Here is a 14,476-nt window from a genome sequence, read left to right as displayed (position 1 = left end):
TATTATTACCTTTTATAAACTACCGCTCACTTAATCAAACCATCAGTATGAAGCCGCTCTACTATTTTCTGACTGCAACGCTTTCGATACTGCTCTCGATCTACATCTTTATTTTCGGCACAGGGGTTAACCATGAGCTGATTGCTATATTTATCGGACTCTGGGCACCGACGATCATCGCTCTCGGTATTTTCAACACCCTGCTCGGCATTCTTGATGAGATGTGCTGTGCGCACAAGAGGATTGAGGGGAGGCAGACAGGCGATGACCGCTAACATTATGGACCCCGTTAAAAATCTGCTGCGAGCGTTGATTGCTGTGTTGGGCGGTGGTCGGAATCGAATAGAAGCGTGATGAAGCATCTTGGAGCAGTTGCACTGGTTGGTGCGGGCGGGTTTCTCGGCTCTGTGGCCCGCTACGGGGTGGCGCTGCTCTTTCTTCCGCTTGCTCCGGGCTTTCCCTTTTCAACCTTTGCGGTCAACATGCTCGGCAGTTTTCTTATCGGATTATTGAGCGAGCTTGCAGTTTCGACCACCCTGGTCTCTCCTGAAGCACGGCTCTTTATGGTGACCGGCTTCTGCGGAGGCTTTACCACCTTTTCCGCCTATATGTATGAGCATGCATCGCTGATGAAGGATGGTCAGCTCTTCTACGCCGGGCTCTACCTTTTCGGCAGTATCGCCGGAGGTCTCATTGCACTTTACTCGGGAATGCTTTTTGCAAAAATCTGGTCATAAAGGAGTCAATTATGGAATTTCACAGTTCAGAACTGCTGCGCATCTTTGTCGGTGAACAGGTTCGTTTCGGTCACAATCCGCTCTATGAAGAGATTGTGCGCGAAGCCCGTCTGCATGGTCTTGCCGGAGCAACGGCGTTGAAAGGAGTGCTCTCCTACGGTCACGACATGCTGATTAAAACCTCCAAAATCATGGAGTTCGGTACCAACCTGCCCATGGTCATCGAAATTGTTGACTTTCCGGAAAAGATAGAGAGCTTTCTGCCGAAGGTCGAACAGATGGTGCGCGATGCCTCAGGAAGGGTCATGGTTACCCGCGAGCAGGTGCAATCCGGGATTATTGAATAACGAGGTGCAGTAACTGCCGGGAGAGACTGAATTGTCTGTAACAAAAAAAGGGAAGCCGTGAGGCCTCCCTTTTTTTGTTCTTTCTGTTGACGGAACGGGTTACTTCTGGGACTCGACAAGCGCATTGTAGTTTGCCTTGATGGTCTTTTCCAGATCGGCATCGGTGTGAACCGAGCTGATGAACATCGCCTCAAACTGTGAAGGCGCGGTGTAGATGCCCTGATCAAGCAGGGAGTGGAAGTACTTGCCGTGCTTTTTGGTGTCGGCCGTGATGGCACTTGCATAGCTGACTACCGGTGTTTCGGTAAAGAAGAGGCAGGACATCGAGCCTACACGGTTCTGCACATAGTTCAGACCGAGTTTCTTCAGGTTGTCGCTGAAGCCGGCTTCAATGATCTGCGCCTTTCTTTCGAGTTCCGGATAGGGGTTCTCTTCCATAAGGATTTTCAGGGTTTCAAGACCTGCAGTCAGTGCCAGCGGGTTGCCTGAAAGGGTACCTGCCTGATAGACGTCGCCGAGGGGAGCAATACGCTCCATAAGCTTGCGCTTGCCGCCGAATGCGCCGACAGGAAGGCCTCCGCCGATGATCTTGCCCATGGTGGTGAGATCAGGGGTAACGCCGTAGAGGCTTTGAGCACCGCCGAGTGCTACGCGGAAACCGCACATCACTTCGTCGAAAATCAGTACGATCCCTTCCTGGTCGCAGAGCGTGCGAAGATCAGCAAGGAAGCCGGGTTTTGCCGGAATAACACCGGTGTTGCCTGCCACAGGCTCAATGATGATGGCGGCAATATTACCCTTGTTCTCGTTAACGAGCAGTTTTACCGACTCGATATCGTTGTAGGTTGCATTAAGGGTATCCTGTGCCGTGCCTTTGGTGACACCCGGGCTGTCGGGCGCGCCGAGCGTAAGGGCACCTGAACCTGCCTTGATGAGGAAGCTGTCGCCGTGACCGTGGTAACACCCTTCAAATTTGATGATTTTATCGCGGCCGGTGTAGCCTCTTGCAAGGCGTACGGCGGACATGGTGGCTTCGGTTCCGCTGTTGACCATACGGACCATTTCAAGTGACGGGACAATTTTGCAGAGGAGCTCGGCAATTTCAATCTCCATCTCGATCGGTGTGCCGAAGCTGGTGCCGATGTTTTTCAGGGTATATTCAAGTGCGGCCGTGATTCTCGGGTGCATGCTGCCGAGAATGAAGGGGCCCCACGATCCGACATAGTCAAGATAGGTGTTACCGTCAACATCGGTCAGGTATGCGCCTGAGCCTTTAGCCATGTAGATCGGTGTTCCGCCAACGGATTTGAATGCCCGTACCGGAGAGTTTACGCCGCCGGGAATAAACTTCTTTGCTTTTTCAAAGAGTTCAGCTGATTTGGTTAGTTGAGGCATGTTGGACAGATCTGTTTAGGATTGAACAAGAGGTTATGAGAGTAATAAAATGAATCTTAAGATAGAAATAGTCCGGCAGATATAAAACCCCAAAACCACGGATACCGGCTCGGGATGCACTATTTAACAAGGATTTGTTCAACGATTGAGATGTTTTTGCGCGACCGGGAGTGCTCCATATGCAGCGCGCAATACTCCTGCAGCAGCGAGCAGAGGGTATCGATATCTTCCGGTGAAGAGATGAAGGTGTCACCTGCGGGATGGCGGGCGGAGGCAAGGGCCGCCAGTTGTTCGGCGAGGCGCACCGGGATAAGCCGCTTTTTTATGCTGCTCTGGATGGCGGCTGCAGGCAGGGCAAGCCCGCCGGGGTTCATGACAAAATAGAGCTCCGTCAGCTTCATCTCCCTGATTGCCGTCGTGAGATCCTCTCCGCTGAAGACACAGTTACTCAACAAGGGCTGAAATCCCATCAGAGAGACAAGCCGGAGCAGGAACCATGCATGGAGCTGACGGAAATTGACACCGCTTCGGTAGAGCTGCTGGAGGGTTCCGGCAAGCAGGGTGAAGAGGGGGAGGTTTTTCTCGTCGCTCTCCGTGCCTGTGCGGATAAGATCAATAATCTGGTAGAGCACGGCAAAGCGCTCCATATCCGGATCGGGAACCATCGGACTTAAAACAAGGTTACCATCACTGACAAGCTGAATATCCCGGCTCTGTTTTTTATAGAGTACCACGTCAACCACATTTCCGGCACTGAAGAGCCCCGAGAGTTTGTTTTTAGGATTGCGTGCCCCTTTGATGATGACGGAAATTTTACCGAATTCGCGGGTATAGAGGGCGCAGATCTTCGACTGGTCGCGGTATTTGACCTCCCGAAGAATCACGGCTCTGGTTTTGACGATCACGGCTTCAGCTTTTTTATTTTCGCAATTATCAGTATATACATTAGCCCTGCCTGAATAGGGCGGAAGCACTTTTTTACATGGATCTACCCCGAAAAAAACGGGGACTTACCTATCTCATAATAGTCAGAACACGAATAAATCAAGGAGTGAAATTATCTTATGCCAACCTATCAATATCGCTGTTCAAGCTGCGGCAATGAACTTGAAATAGTCCAGAAAATGAGTGATGCCTCGCTGACCATTTGCCCGAAATGCGAAAAGGAGACCTTTGAGCGCGTTATCAGCGCCGATGGCGGATTTGTGCTCAAGGGTTCCGGCTTTTACAAAACCGACTATAACGCCAGCAAGCCAGCTCCGGCTCCATCACCCTGCTCGACCGGCTCCTGTTCATCCGGCTCCTGCCCATTGGCAAAATAGCATTCATGGCCGCCTTATTCCCTGAAGATCAGATTATTGAAAAGCCTTCCCCGGAAGGCTTTTCTCTTTTCCTGATGTAAACGGATTTTCACTCTCCCGCCAGACAAACTTTGAGAGGTTGATGCTTTTGTCACCCCGGAGCCGCTCGGGGTATTGCTTCCCTTCAACATTGCCGATTACCCGGACCTGCTTCAGTATGCCGTCAGTGAAGAGCATCCGTATCACATTGCCGCTTGAGTAGTGGATTCCGTAGGGTTTGCGCGTTTCGTCATAGAGATGATAGAGACTTTCGGCTTCGGTGGTGGCGGTTATGCCGGTTATTTTTGAGTTGTCGTTCAGCCGGATAACCATTTTTCTGCTTCCAAGCTGGTCATAAACCTGTGGAGAAAGGGAGAGGGTGTCAAGGGATGCAAAAAAGGCACTTCCCTGCACCTGCATCTCATCAATATGACGACGCTTTGCACTTGACGTTGCCTCCTTGAGATGCAATAGGATAATGTCGCCACTGATCTGCTTGCGATCATGCCAGGCTATGGCGTCATCGTAAAGCCAGATCTGGCTGGTGCCTTTGTTGAGCACTGCTTTACGGGCTTTGGCTGCAAGTGAGCTGTTGAGCATCCGGCTCCGGACGTTGCCGCTCAGTTCGCCGGTCTCTCTGTCAGGCCAGTAGACACCGCTGTCGCTGTAAATCTCGTAAGCGTTGTCGGTAATGTAGACGTTGCCGGTAAGAACGATCCTGTTTTCTGCTTCGTAATTGGTGGCCCGGTCGCATTTGAGGGTTATGTTGTCGTGCAGGAAGCGTACATTGCCAATGACCGAACGGAAGCTGCCCACTTCACTCTCTCCGCCCTCAATGGTATCGGCATGCTCGAGAATAATTTTCTTTTTTTCCGCCCTGAGTGTATTATGGTGCAGAACCGGAAGCACTACTGTTTGCGCAAGCATGATGCAGGCGAACAATATGCTGACCGGAATAAATTTTCGCATGGAGATCTGATGGTTATGTTGTGCCTTGCTCTCTAATGTAACAAAGCTTTGTTTTTACTGTGAAAAAATTACTCCTTGCCGCCGGAAGCAGGCCCGGCATACTTTCGCTTGCACCGCTCTATGATGCCCTGAAAAAAAACGGAGCCTACCAGCCGGTAGCCCTTCTTGTTTCTGCAAAAGGTGCCAGGCCGCTCAGCAGTGACCTGGCGGCATGTTTTGGGATCGGTGACGACGTCCGGACCATTTACCTTCCCGAAGGTTCTGCGGTTCATCAGCTTGCCTCCGTTATGACCGGAATGGAGGCCATTCTTCTCAGTGAAAAACCCGATCTCGTGCTGGTCTGCGGCAGCGATAATGTTGCTCTTGGTGCTGCGGTGACCGCAGCCAAGCTCGGCATGCAGGTAGCCGCAGTCGATGCGGGGCTGCGAAGCTATGAACGCTCTGATGCCGAAGAGGTCAACCGGGTTGTTATTGACGCCATGGCCGAGTTCCACTTTGTCAGCGAACACAGCGGTGAGTACAATCTCATCAATGAGGGCGTTGCCGATGAAAAGGTCTTCTATTCAGGCAACCTTTCAATCGACTCCCTTGTCCGCCTTATGGAGCAGGCAAACAAGGAGAGCGCTGTTCCGGTTAAAGGGATAAAACCGAAGAAATATGCACTGATGCTCCTCGGACAGGGCGTTTTCTCCGCTGGTAAAGAGCATATCGGGATGCTGCTTCGGGTGCTGACGGAACTTGCCACCAACATAACAGTGGTCATGCCGCGTATTGCCGGATTTGACGCCCTGCTTAAAGAGAATCTGCTTGATGCGGAATTCATCGCTATAGAGAATCTGAAGCTGATTGAGCCCCCCTCTCATGCCGGGCTCCTTACCCTGCTTCGCGACTCGATGCTTCTGCTTACCGACACTGAAGAGCTTCAGGCCGAAGCGACGGTGATGAATGTGCCCTGTCTTACCATGATGGATACTTCAGCGCGCCCATCCACCATTGAAATCGGTACCAACGTGCTTGTCGGCCTCGACGAAGAGGATATCAAGAGCCGCATCCACGACATTCTCCATCCCGGCTCGCACCAGCACATCACCAGCCGCTCCAAAATCCCCGAAAAATGGGATGGTGCCTCCGCCCCCCGCATCGTCGCCGTCCTCGACCGGCTGCTCTGAACTGCTTTTATTGAGCTGGTGCAGGACTTGCCTGCACCTTCATCGCTTCTACCGTAATTATTCCCACTTCATGTCATTTCGAACCCGACCTGTCGGGTGAGAACTCCATCTTTTTGCATTACATCGCCTTAAGTTTTAATCGATGGTTCGACGTATGACTTTTGTGAAATCCATATTTTTTCGTGTGTTGATAAGGGCTTTTTGAAGTATATTTTTTTATTGAGCTTTACACTGGCATCTCGATAAGTTTTTATTGAATGTCATTAGGCGTTGCACATTCAGCCCTAGATAGGATTCATTAATCTTGTCACATCTAATAGTTAAATTTCGAGATAAAGTATTCTGATCTTTATTCCTTTCAGATGAGCTCGTATTTAATCATGGCTTTTCTATCGAGTATAATCATCTTAGCATACGGCTAATGTTTAGGATAAAAATAAACTTAGATGAAAGAATTTGAATTAAGACAAATTATCTCCCGCGCTGAAAGTGAGTCATTGGACTTTAAAGCAGAAGGGTATGATCTTAAGGGTTCTCGTAATGCATTTGTTAAAGACGTCCTGGCGATGGCGAATACACCTCGAGATGTTACTGCTTATATCGTTTTTGGGGTACGTTGGACACCAGAGTCAGGATCTACTGTTGTTGGAATGAGTTGTCAGCTTGATGATGTTGAGCTGCAAGATGCGTTTGGTAATGGTCGAGTACAACCAAATCCGCGATTTGTTTACACTCCTATTGAGTTTGATGGGAAGCAGATTGGCATACTTGAGATACCGGTTGAAAAGGATGGGCCGTATACTCCAGTTAAAGACTACGATGGATTGCAAGCGGGAGTGGTTTATTACCGCAGAGGTACTCAGAATGATAGAGCCGTTGGTTCGGAACTTAGGCGGATTTGGACTTGGTTTCAGAATGGGGATGTGGGAATACCAGAGGGACAGAGTGAGGACACTTGGCTTCGGTTTTTCGATGCAGTACATCATTTTGAATATGGGACAAAATATTTATTGGCTTTAGATTACGTTTCGTCAATTGCATCGGCACCAGTTCATGCGTTGGGTATTCCACCTTGGCGAGCAGTTATTGACTTCGACCCAAAAAGCGACATATCTGGATTTCTGAGTTGTATAGGTGGCTCTATTAGTCGGCATCGAGTTATTCATCGAGTCGTTCGCGGAGAATATCGTGTGCAACCGGAACCAGGTACACACTGGTTTTTTGCTCGTGGTTTATACGGACGTAGTGAAACTTTGGCAGTTGGTAATCACAGAGATTGGCTGAAGTCTTACAAACGAGAAATATCAATTCAATTAGATCGGCTTGCTCGTGACATCAGTCCTTCGCCGGTGGTAGCGATGTTACTCTGGTCGAACCCCACTTTGAGTAACCATCTAAGGACTTTGATTGAGGAACTCTATGGCGCTTTTGGTGATACTGTGGAAGTTGTTGTTGTTTCTATAGATGCACCATCTTTTGAGTCAATTGCTGAGGACGCCGGAGCAACGTTTGTTAAGATGAGTTTTCGTTGCCTTTGCAATGGCATTGCAGTCCACTATGCAGATCAGCAGAATGCAAATGATGATCGTTGTGTTCTCCCGAGTTTGTCTGGAGCTCCGATAGAGGTTGATGCGAGCGATTTTTTGTGGTTGAGCGAGGACCTAGAACTTGTACATCGAAATTCAGGGTTGAAAGGTAATGATGATCCCGCCAATTTCCGAAGGGGTGCAGAGGTTTCATGGAGAAACTTACATCTGAGGCATGACTGCGACAGGGACTGTACACAGTTGTTGCGTCGTCAAATAGAAGCTGATCTACAGAGACGACAGACGATTCGGATCAATCTTTACCATTTACCAGGTAGTGGCGGATCAACAGTTGGCCGAAGAGTTGCTTGGGATCTACATGGTAGTATACCTGTCTGCATATTAAAAAGTTGCTCACCCCAAGATACCGCCGAAAGGATTAGTAAGATCGCTGCGCTAACGGAGAGTAGCATTTTAGTCATTGTCGATGGTGGTCAGCATTCAGAGCGTGAAATAGATGATCTATACGAATTTCTAAAGGCAAATCATACTCCTGTGGTTTTGCTGCAAGTCCTGCGCCGCTTCCAATCTCAAAAGCCAGGGAATCGTCAGTTTTGGCTCGATTCACAACTTACTGATGCTGAGGCAGATCGTTTCAGGGATGCTTATGGCAAAGAGGTTCCATTTAAGAAGGTACAGCTCAATGAATTGGCTCGGCATCGCAACAACCCTCAACGAAATGCATTCTTTTTTGGGCTCACAGCTTTCGGAAAGGATTTTCGAGGTCTTGAGCTGTACGTGGACAGAAGGATTGGTAGTCTCACAGAAAAGCAACAACGTATTCTTGTTTATATTGCAATGGCTCATTATTACGGGCAACAGTCGGTGCCTGTTCAAGCATTTGCGAGGCTTTTGGGCTTACCTCAATCGAAGACAATCGATTTCCATGCTGCGTTTGCTGACAACAAATCACCAGCACTGGATCTTCTGGTTGAAATGGAGCCGGGAGAGTGGCGAACAGCCCATCACCTGATAGCTCTTGAGATAATGCAACAGGTAATGGTGCCGATAGATAATCAACAGCGTGATGCCGTCTGGCGACAAGCACTTTCGACTCGTGGTAAGGACTTTGCTGACTTTTGTCGGGGGGATGAACGTACGTCGAGCGACCGGTTGCTTGAGTTAGTTCGAAGAGTTTTTGTTTATCGCGATAATATTGAAGTATTGGGTACTGAGAGGGCGGCTCAGCGTAGATTTGCTCAGCTGGTTGAAGATATTCCCTCATCCAATGGAAAGATTGATCTTCTTCGTCATCTTACCACATGTTTTCCGCTCGAAGCTCATTTTCATGCACATCTCGGACGATTTTTAGGACTAAATGGGGAGTACGACGAAGCGCTGAAGTGTATTGATTTTGCGATTTCATTGCAGTCAAGCGACCACATACTTCATCATATGCGAGGAATGGTTCTACGGCAGAAGTTGAAAGCGGATTGGGATGCAGGAGCAACTGTCGCTCAGATTGTTGAAACAGCAAAAGATGCAAGTGAGAGTTTTGAGATTGCTCGTAATTTGCGTTCTGATATGGAACACGGCTACATAAGCGAGGTTCAGATGTTGATTGATCTTGTAGATCGTGCAGGGAATCATAGACAAGATGTTATCCGTGAAGTGCTGGCTCGACCTGAAACTAATCCTTTTTTGAAACAGGCATTGGAACGAGCAGAGGATCTGCTAGATCAGGTACAGCATCTGTTCGCAGGTGAAGATCCTAGCAAGTATGTTCTTGAATGTCGTGCCAGACTTCAACGTATTTATGGTAACTACCAGACTGCTCTTCAGGCATGGGATAGTTTATTATCCCGACCAGAAGTTGCCAAGTCGGCAGTAAGGAGACAGCTTGTCTGGACCATCCTTCGAAGACGTGATGGTGTTTGGGAAAAGTTAACTGACAAGGAGACTGATCGCATTCGAACACTGCTTGAGGATAATTTAGAGGAAGATGTCTACGATACGACTAGTTTGCGATTGTGGTTACGTGTTATTCGACAATCACATACGCCCCCTTCACTTGATTCAATTATTGAGAAGGTTAGCTACTGGAAGGTTAACACTGGAGCTCTTGATGCAGCATATTACTTATATGTCTTGCACACATTGCGAGCACTTAAAGGATCTAATCAGGGTGCGGCTGATGCTGAGCGTGCATTAGAAGAATGCCGTATGCTTGCTCGATTCAGAAGAGATCGAACGCGCAGCTTCGAATGGGTGGGTAGAGGTGATGGGGTAGCAACATTGATTCACCAAAGTCAACTCGGAGAATGGGATGGGGATTTTTGGGAACTAACTAACTCGTTAGATAGAATTAATGGTCGTATCGCTTCGATTGACGGTCCGCAGAAAGGCCTAATAGAGCTAGACGGTGGTGTTTTTGCTTTTTTTGTTCCAGCTCGTGCTGGTGTTCTATTTGGAAAAGACGAAAACGTTCCAATAACTTGTTTTCTTGGTTTTAGTTATGATGGTCCTCGTGCATGGGGTGTTCAGCGAATTGATGCTTAAAGACTATGAGCAAAAGCAAACTACCCATCGGGGAATTTTGTCCTTTTCATGGCAATGATTCCTTGATTGTTTCAAGGTCATCAATGCCGAAAAACTCTATTTTAGATTGCTTGCTGTAACTGTGTGATGTGCGAACTGTTATTTGCTATCTGATTCCAAAAAAGTAGTTTAAGGGATTCAGTATCTTTTTCTTTAAGTACGAGGTTCTAGTTGAGCATTTTACAGCAATAGATTACGTCTTATGTGTGAGTAAGTTGTTTCGTGATATTTTTTGCGTTTAGATTATTGGGTTTTTAGGATTTGTTTTAAATTACAAGTAAGCTACTTTTAACGCCGCTTAAACAGCTAAGTGAACTTAATACCGCTCATACGCATTAAACAGGGAATAAAGGGAAAGTCCTTTCGAAAGTGTCAGGTAAAAAAAATACTTAAATGGCGCTAAAAATTGTTCCTCGGGTTGAGCAGCTAAGTGATTTGGCTGTACTTAGAGACCTCGGACCAAGTGTAATCCTGCTATTGGTTGAAAAATTATCTGCTCCTGAAGTTCTTCTTATCAAGCCGATCCAGTTAGATCAATTACTTCTCAAGGTGTTTCACAGGAAAACGTATGAGGCGAAGGCTATAAGTCGTTTACTTATTTCTATTTATACGCTTTGCCGTCAAAGAAACTTGGAAATAAAAATCCTTCTTGAGGGATTACTATCTGGGATAGAATCAACGGAATCAGGCTGGACGGAAAAACAGATTTCTGATTGGAAAGATTTGCAGCCACACATAGAGAGACTGTTTACGATCAATAACGTAAAGTCTATAGTAAAAGCTTTAGATCTTTCATACGATTATGCGAACTTATATCAGAGTGCGAAAATATTGACAGATATAAGGCCAATATTTGACGATTCGGCAACGGAAATACAAGGGTCAGTTATTTCATTTACGTTTAGATTGTACTTTGATAATCTTGAGGGGAGTAAGAATATAAGTATAGCATTGGATGTTGATGACATAAAAAGTCTTAAAGCTACCTGTGTGAGGGCATTAAAAAAGGCAAAGACTGCTAAAAAGTTTATGCAAAACAATAAGATAAGTAAAAGCTTTATTTGTGGGGAAGATAGTGGTATTTAGTCATTTACTGAATTAAAAGCGAGAAAATAAAGATGTATCAAGACTGTTATGCTCCATACGACAGGATGCCAGTTAAAAGGCGTAATTCATGGTATTGTCTTGAAATAAAAACCCCTATAGTTCCGGAGGGTACTGTTTTTATTACTCAATATCACAAAGAATTTAAAGATGCTCATCGCAGGATGGCAATCGCAACCGTTGGTCGTGATAATCTTTTTCTTAGAGAGCAAATTGACTCAAATTTAAGGGTGGATAATATTGATAAAATTATTAGGAGTAATGTTTCTGTGATGTTGATCGATAAAGATAAGCTGGAAAAAAGATTCGCGGAATTAGCTGATCAATGGGAGGAAGAAACAAGGTATTCTTCGAAAATGAGAGATATAATAAATAACCCCTCATATGTAAAGATAAAGATGCTTGGAAAGGGCGTTATACCTATGATTCTTCAGCGATTACAGCGTAACCGGAATTATTGGTTTGATGCGCTTAAGTATATTTCTGCTACTGATCCGACGAAAGGACGCCAGGTTGATGATATAGATCAATTGGCTGATATATGGATAGAATGGGGAGATGCGTATGGGTACTGTGTTAAATAGTTGCGATATCGAAATAAGATTCCCGAATTTGAAGGACACGCACTATGAGATAACTAGTACACCTACTTATAAATACAACTGTCTTGCTTGGGCTGCTGGTGTTAATAATAAAATTTGGGATTACGTTTCTCTGCACAAGAATATAGTTTATTGGCCGAGGACAGCTCAGAAAAATTATAGGCTTGAAACTATAAGGAAAATATTTTATGATCTCGGTTATTTTGAGGAAGCTCGTAATGACTTATTTGAATGTGATTATGAAAAGGTTGCCATCTATTCAATAGACCATGTCTATTACACTCACGTTGCAAGGCAAGAAAAAACAGGCTATTGGACTAGTAAGCTAGGCAAGGATCACGATATTGAGCATACGTTATCAGGTTTAGAAGGGATAGAATATGGTAAAGTCGTTTTGGTTTTAAAAAGGAAGTCTTGCTGATCGCAAAAGTTATTCAAAGTCATTAGGATTGATCCGGCGATGATCAAAGGTAATAGTGTAGTGAAAACTAATTACAGATTATTCTTAGTTGTTTTGATAGAATGAATGATGTGGAAAATGGCTGTAAACGTATTGTTCCAATCGTTAAAATAATACTTATAGAAATAAACGTATCTTCCGGTATTTTTGGTTTTGTTGGTCATTTCACTTGAAAATATAGAAATATCTCGTTGTTGTTAATAAATTCCGCTGTTTCGATTCTCGCCCAAAAAATCCAATTCCGAAACTCTACGAGGAGATTGCCGATATTATAAAAACAGGTCAGATTGTTGCGTGACGATACCAATACGCCGGACATCGCTTGATCGTGAGCACCCTTTCAGCTTTGCATGCAGGTGCTGCGGGCAGTGCTGCCGGGCGAAAAAAATACAGGTTAATCCTTATGAGACAGCTCGTCTTGCAAGGAATCTGGGAGTTTCCACGACGGAGTTTATTGCCCGTTATACGGTTGAGAACGGCTCCTGCCTGCGATTTGATGATAATAACATCTGTGTTTTTCTTGGCCCTGAAGGGTGCTCTGTTCATGCTGACCGACCTCTGGTCTGCCGGCTCTACCCGCTCGGCAGGCATGTGAATGAGCAAGGTGAGGAGTGGTTTTCGGAGCTTGAACCGGAAGCGGAATGCCGGGGAGCGTTCGGTACCGGGAGTGCTATTGCCGACTATCTTGAAGATCAGGGCGCCGCGGATTACATGAGGGCGGCGGACAGCTATTTCGCCATACTGTGGACGATGATGAACGCTCTTGACATCAGTGCTCCCGATGATGACAGTGATGAATCAGCGGAGAGTGACAATCGGGATACTGAGGCTTTTTTTGCAAGTGGCGGATGGCTTGATATGGATAAGTCGGTCAAAAGGTATTGCCGGGAGAGAGAGATCCCGATTCCCGATCCGGTGGATGAAAAAATGTGTATTCATCATCAGGCTTTGCATCTCTGGATACATGGTTCACTCTGATAACTCTTAACAATGGAGGACGAACATGCTCAAAAAAACTAAAAAGGCTATTGCACTCACGGCAACAGTAACCGCTCTTGGTGCTTCGCTCGGGGTTGCAACTGAGGTATCGCAGGCGGCTGAGGACAAGGTTGAGACGAACGGTTTGATCATCCAGAATGGTCGCAGTGGTGAAAACAACTCTCAGACTGTTGGTGGTGACAAACCGTCTGTCAAGATTGAACTCTCGCCGCAGAGCAAAGCATCCAATCAGAAAAAAACGCCTGCTGCAGGAAAAATATCCAACCAGATCAAGTGGGAAAAACCAAAATAAGTCAGAGTCCCTGATGCAGCGGGAACCGGAGTGAAGCCGGTTCCCGTTAGGAATGTCAGGGTGCCTCTTGAAGCTAAAATTTTACGTTTTATGAAAACCATCTCCCAGTTGGCCGGACATCAACGCCTTGTAAGCGGAAAACACGGGGTGTTTGTCTATAACCTCCACTGCTTTTATTGCGGTCGTGCGCTGGAGTTGTATGGTGAATACTGTGAGCATGAGGTTCAGTTATTCAGCAAAATCGTACAGAAGGGTGACACCGTATGGGAAATCGGAGCCAATATCGGAGCACTTGCCGTTCCGCTGGCCGGCATGGTGGGCAACAACGGCTGCCTTGTCGCTTTTGAGCCTCAGCCGGAAGTGTTCAATAATCTTGCCGCAAATTTTGCCCTCAATTGCCTGGGTTGGGCTCGTGCGCTTCCGTTTGCTCTTGGGGAGAGGCCGGGAATAGTAACCCTGCCCAGGGTCTTTTATGACCGTCCCGGGAATTTCGGCGGGATCAGTCTGATGGATTCTTCCGGCGGCGGAGAACGTGTTGAGTGCCGAAGAGGGGATGATCTCTCTGGATTTCTTCCGAAGCCTGATTTTGTGAAGATAGATGTGGAGGGGATGGAGGCCGGGGTTTTACGAGGGATGTCTGAGATGATCAATTCAGCAAAACCGGTTCTCTATGTTGAGAACGATCGCCCGGAAAAGTCACAGCATCTTGTCGAACTGCTCTGGTCATTTGGTTATCAATGCTGGTGGCATATTGCGGCTTATTTCAATGCTGACAATCATTTCGGGTTACAGGAGAACCTCTATCCGGATCAGGTTGCTGTTAACATGCTTTGTATGCATCCCGGGAATCAAAGGATTCAGATAACTGATTTGCCGATAAGCAATGCGGCCGAACATCCTTTTTCCCGTAATTGACAAACTCTCCTGATTTTGTGCAG

15 protein-coding genes are annotated in these 14,476 nt (G+C 46.6%); 12 read left to right on the top strand and 3 right to left on the bottom strand.

Translation table 11 applies throughout. The annotated features are described in order from the left end of the window. Positions 1–47 precede the first annotated feature (47 nt). From CFERDRAFT_RS02960 to CFERDRAFT_RS02950, 3 genes are all read left to right on the top strand, one after another. Positions 48–275: a hypothetical protein gene (locus tag CFERDRAFT_RS02960; RefSeq protein ID WP_006365714.1), complete on the top strand. Its 228-nt coding sequence runs from the start codon at positions 48–50 to the stop codon at positions 273–275. Positions 276–353: 78 nt separating this feature from the next. Continuing rightward, positions 354–737 (top strand): fluoride efflux transporter CrcB, encoded by a 384-nt coding sequence (gene crcB, locus CFERDRAFT_RS02955; protein WP_006365713.1) that lies wholly within the window; start codon positions 354–356, stop codon positions 735–737. Between the two features lie 11 nt (positions 738–748). Next, complete coding sequence (locus CFERDRAFT_RS02950; protein WP_006365712.1) at positions 749–1,084, top strand: DUF190 domain-containing protein; 336 nt, start codon at positions 749–751, stop codon at positions 1,082–1,084. A 99-nt stretch (positions 1,085–1,183) separates the two neighbouring features. Here CFERDRAFT_RS02950 and hemL read toward each other — a convergent pair whose 3' ends face one another. Beyond that, entirely contained in the window at positions 1,184–2,479 is a 1,296-nt protein-coding gene (gene hemL / locus CFERDRAFT_RS02945; RefSeq protein WP_006365711.1) for a glutamate-1-semialdehyde 2,1-aminomutase, read from the bottom strand. Positions 2,480–2,598: 119 nt separating this feature from the next. Continuing rightward, entirely contained in the window at positions 2,599–3,384 is a 786-nt protein-coding gene (gene recO / locus CFERDRAFT_RS02940; RefSeq protein WP_040433015.1) for a DNA repair protein RecO, read from the bottom strand. 159 nt (positions 3,385–3,543) lie between these two features. On the opposite strand from recO, the gene CFERDRAFT_RS02935 reads away from it, so the two are divergent. Further along, the gene (locus tag CFERDRAFT_RS02935) at positions 3,544–3,801 is read left to right on the top strand and encodes an FmdB family zinc ribbon protein (RefSeq protein ID WP_006365709.1); all 258 of its coding nucleotides are present in this window, start codon (positions 3,544–3,546) and stop codon (positions 3,799–3,801) included. Positions 3,802–3,834: 33 nt separating this feature from the next. On the opposite strand, the gene CFERDRAFT_RS02930 is transcribed toward CFERDRAFT_RS02935, so the two are convergent. Then, entirely contained in the window at positions 3,835–4,788 is a 954-nt protein-coding gene (locus tag CFERDRAFT_RS02930) for an OstA-like protein (RefSeq protein WP_006365708.1), read from the bottom strand. A gap of 59 nt (positions 4,789–4,847) precedes the next feature. Between CFERDRAFT_RS02930 and CFERDRAFT_RS02925 the strand changes: the two genes are divergently transcribed. From CFERDRAFT_RS02925 to CFERDRAFT_RS02890, 8 genes are all read left to right on the top strand, one after another. Beyond that, entirely contained in the window at positions 4,848–5,957 is a 1,110-nt protein-coding gene (locus CFERDRAFT_RS02925) for a UDP-N-acetyl glucosamine 2-epimerase (protein WP_006365707.1), read from the top strand. A 446-nt stretch (positions 5,958–6,403) separates the two neighbouring features. Next, the gene (locus CFERDRAFT_RS02920) at positions 6,404–10,042 is read left to right on the top strand and encodes an ATP-binding protein (RefSeq protein ID WP_006365791.1); all 3,639 of its coding nucleotides are present in this window, start codon (positions 6,404–6,406) and stop codon (positions 10,040–10,042) included. 432 nt (positions 10,043–10,474) lie between these two features. Beyond that, complete coding sequence (locus tag CFERDRAFT_RS02915) at positions 10,475–11,167, top strand: hypothetical protein (RefSeq protein WP_040432991.1); 693 nt, start codon at positions 10,475–10,477, stop codon at positions 11,165–11,167. 65 nt (positions 11,168–11,232) lie between these two features. Further along, positions 11,233–11,769: a hypothetical protein gene (locus tag CFERDRAFT_RS02910; protein ID WP_156777979.1), complete on the top strand. Its 537-nt coding sequence runs from the start codon at positions 11,233–11,235 to the stop codon at positions 11,767–11,769. After that, positions 11,750–12,208 (top strand): DUF7689 domain-containing protein, encoded by a 459-nt coding sequence (locus tag CFERDRAFT_RS02905; RefSeq protein ID WP_040432987.1) that lies wholly within the window; start codon positions 11,750–11,752, stop codon positions 12,206–12,208. The genes CFERDRAFT_RS02910 and CFERDRAFT_RS02905 overlap by 20 nt, the downstream gene beginning before the upstream one ends. A gap of 333 nt (positions 12,209–12,541) precedes the next feature. Next, the gene (locus tag CFERDRAFT_RS02900) at positions 12,542–13,225 is read left to right on the top strand and encodes a YkgJ family cysteine cluster protein (RefSeq protein WP_006365706.1); all 684 of its coding nucleotides are present in this window, start codon (positions 12,542–12,544) and stop codon (positions 13,223–13,225) included. Between the two features lie 25 nt (positions 13,226–13,250). After that, a complete protein-coding gene (locus tag CFERDRAFT_RS02895; RefSeq protein ID WP_006365790.1) occupies positions 13,251–13,538 on the top strand; it encodes a hypothetical protein in 288 nt (95 codons plus the stop codon). Positions 13,539–13,628: 90 nt separating this feature from the next. Continuing rightward, positions 13,629–14,453, top strand: coding sequence for an FkbM family methyltransferase (locus tag CFERDRAFT_RS02890; protein ID WP_040432984.1), 825 nt, complete (start codon positions 13,629–13,631; stop codon positions 14,451–14,453). Positions 14,454–14,476: the final 23 nt, after the last annotated feature.

The sequence above is a fragment of the Chlorobium ferrooxidans DSM 13031 genome, from assembly GCF_000168715.1.
GTDB lineage: Bacteria > Bacteroidota > Chlorobiia > Chlorobiales > Chlorobiaceae > Chlorobium > Chlorobium ferrooxidans.
This window is presented reverse-complemented; position numbering and strand designations above follow the sequence as displayed.

What these genes read in the sequence shown, in the direction of transcription:
- CFERDRAFT_RS02910 (WP_156777979.1), top strand. Translation starts at nt 11,233, where the DNA reads ATGCCAGTTAAAAGGCGTAATTCATGGTATTGTCTTGAAATAAAAACC.
- crcB (WP_006365713.1), top strand. Translation starts at nt 354, where the DNA reads ATGAAGCATCTTGGAGCAGTTGCACTGGTTGGTGCGGGCGGGTTTCTC.
- CFERDRAFT_RS02960 (WP_006365714.1), top strand. Translation starts at nt 48, where the DNA reads ATGAAGCCGCTCTACTATTTTCTGACTGCAACGCTTTCGATACTGCTC.
- CFERDRAFT_RS02915 (WP_040432991.1), top strand. Translation starts at nt 10,475, where the DNA reads ATGGCGCTAAAAATTGTTCCTCGGGTTGAGCAGCTAAGTGATTTGGCT.
- hemL (WP_006365711.1), bottom strand. Translation starts at nt 2,479, where the DNA reads ATGCCTCAACTAACCAAATCAGCTGAACTCTTTGAAAAAGCAAAGAAG.
- CFERDRAFT_RS02935 (WP_006365709.1), top strand. Translation starts at nt 3,544, where the DNA reads ATGCCAACCTATCAATATCGCTGTTCAAGCTGCGGCAATGAACTTGAA.
- CFERDRAFT_RS02920 (WP_006365791.1), top strand. Translation starts at nt 6,404, where the DNA reads ATGAAAGAATTTGAATTAAGACAAATTATCTCCCGCGCTGAAAGTGAG.
- CFERDRAFT_RS02950 (WP_006365712.1), top strand. Translation starts at nt 749, where the DNA reads ATGGAATTTCACAGTTCAGAACTGCTGCGCATCTTTGTCGGTGAACAG.
- CFERDRAFT_RS02930 (WP_006365708.1), bottom strand. Translation starts at nt 4,788, where the DNA reads ATGCGAAAATTTATTCCGGTCAGCATATTGTTCGCCTGCATCATGCTT.
- CFERDRAFT_RS02895 (WP_006365790.1), top strand. Translation starts at nt 13,251, where the DNA reads ATGCTCAAAAAAACTAAAAAGGCTATTGCACTCACGGCAACAGTAACC.
- CFERDRAFT_RS02890 (WP_040432984.1), top strand. Translation starts at nt 13,629, where the DNA reads ATGAAAACCATCTCCCAGTTGGCCGGACATCAACGCCTTGTAAGCGGA.
- CFERDRAFT_RS02905 (WP_040432987.1), top strand. Translation starts at nt 11,750, where the DNA reads ATGGGTACTGTGTTAAATAGTTGCGATATCGAAATAAGATTCCCGAAT.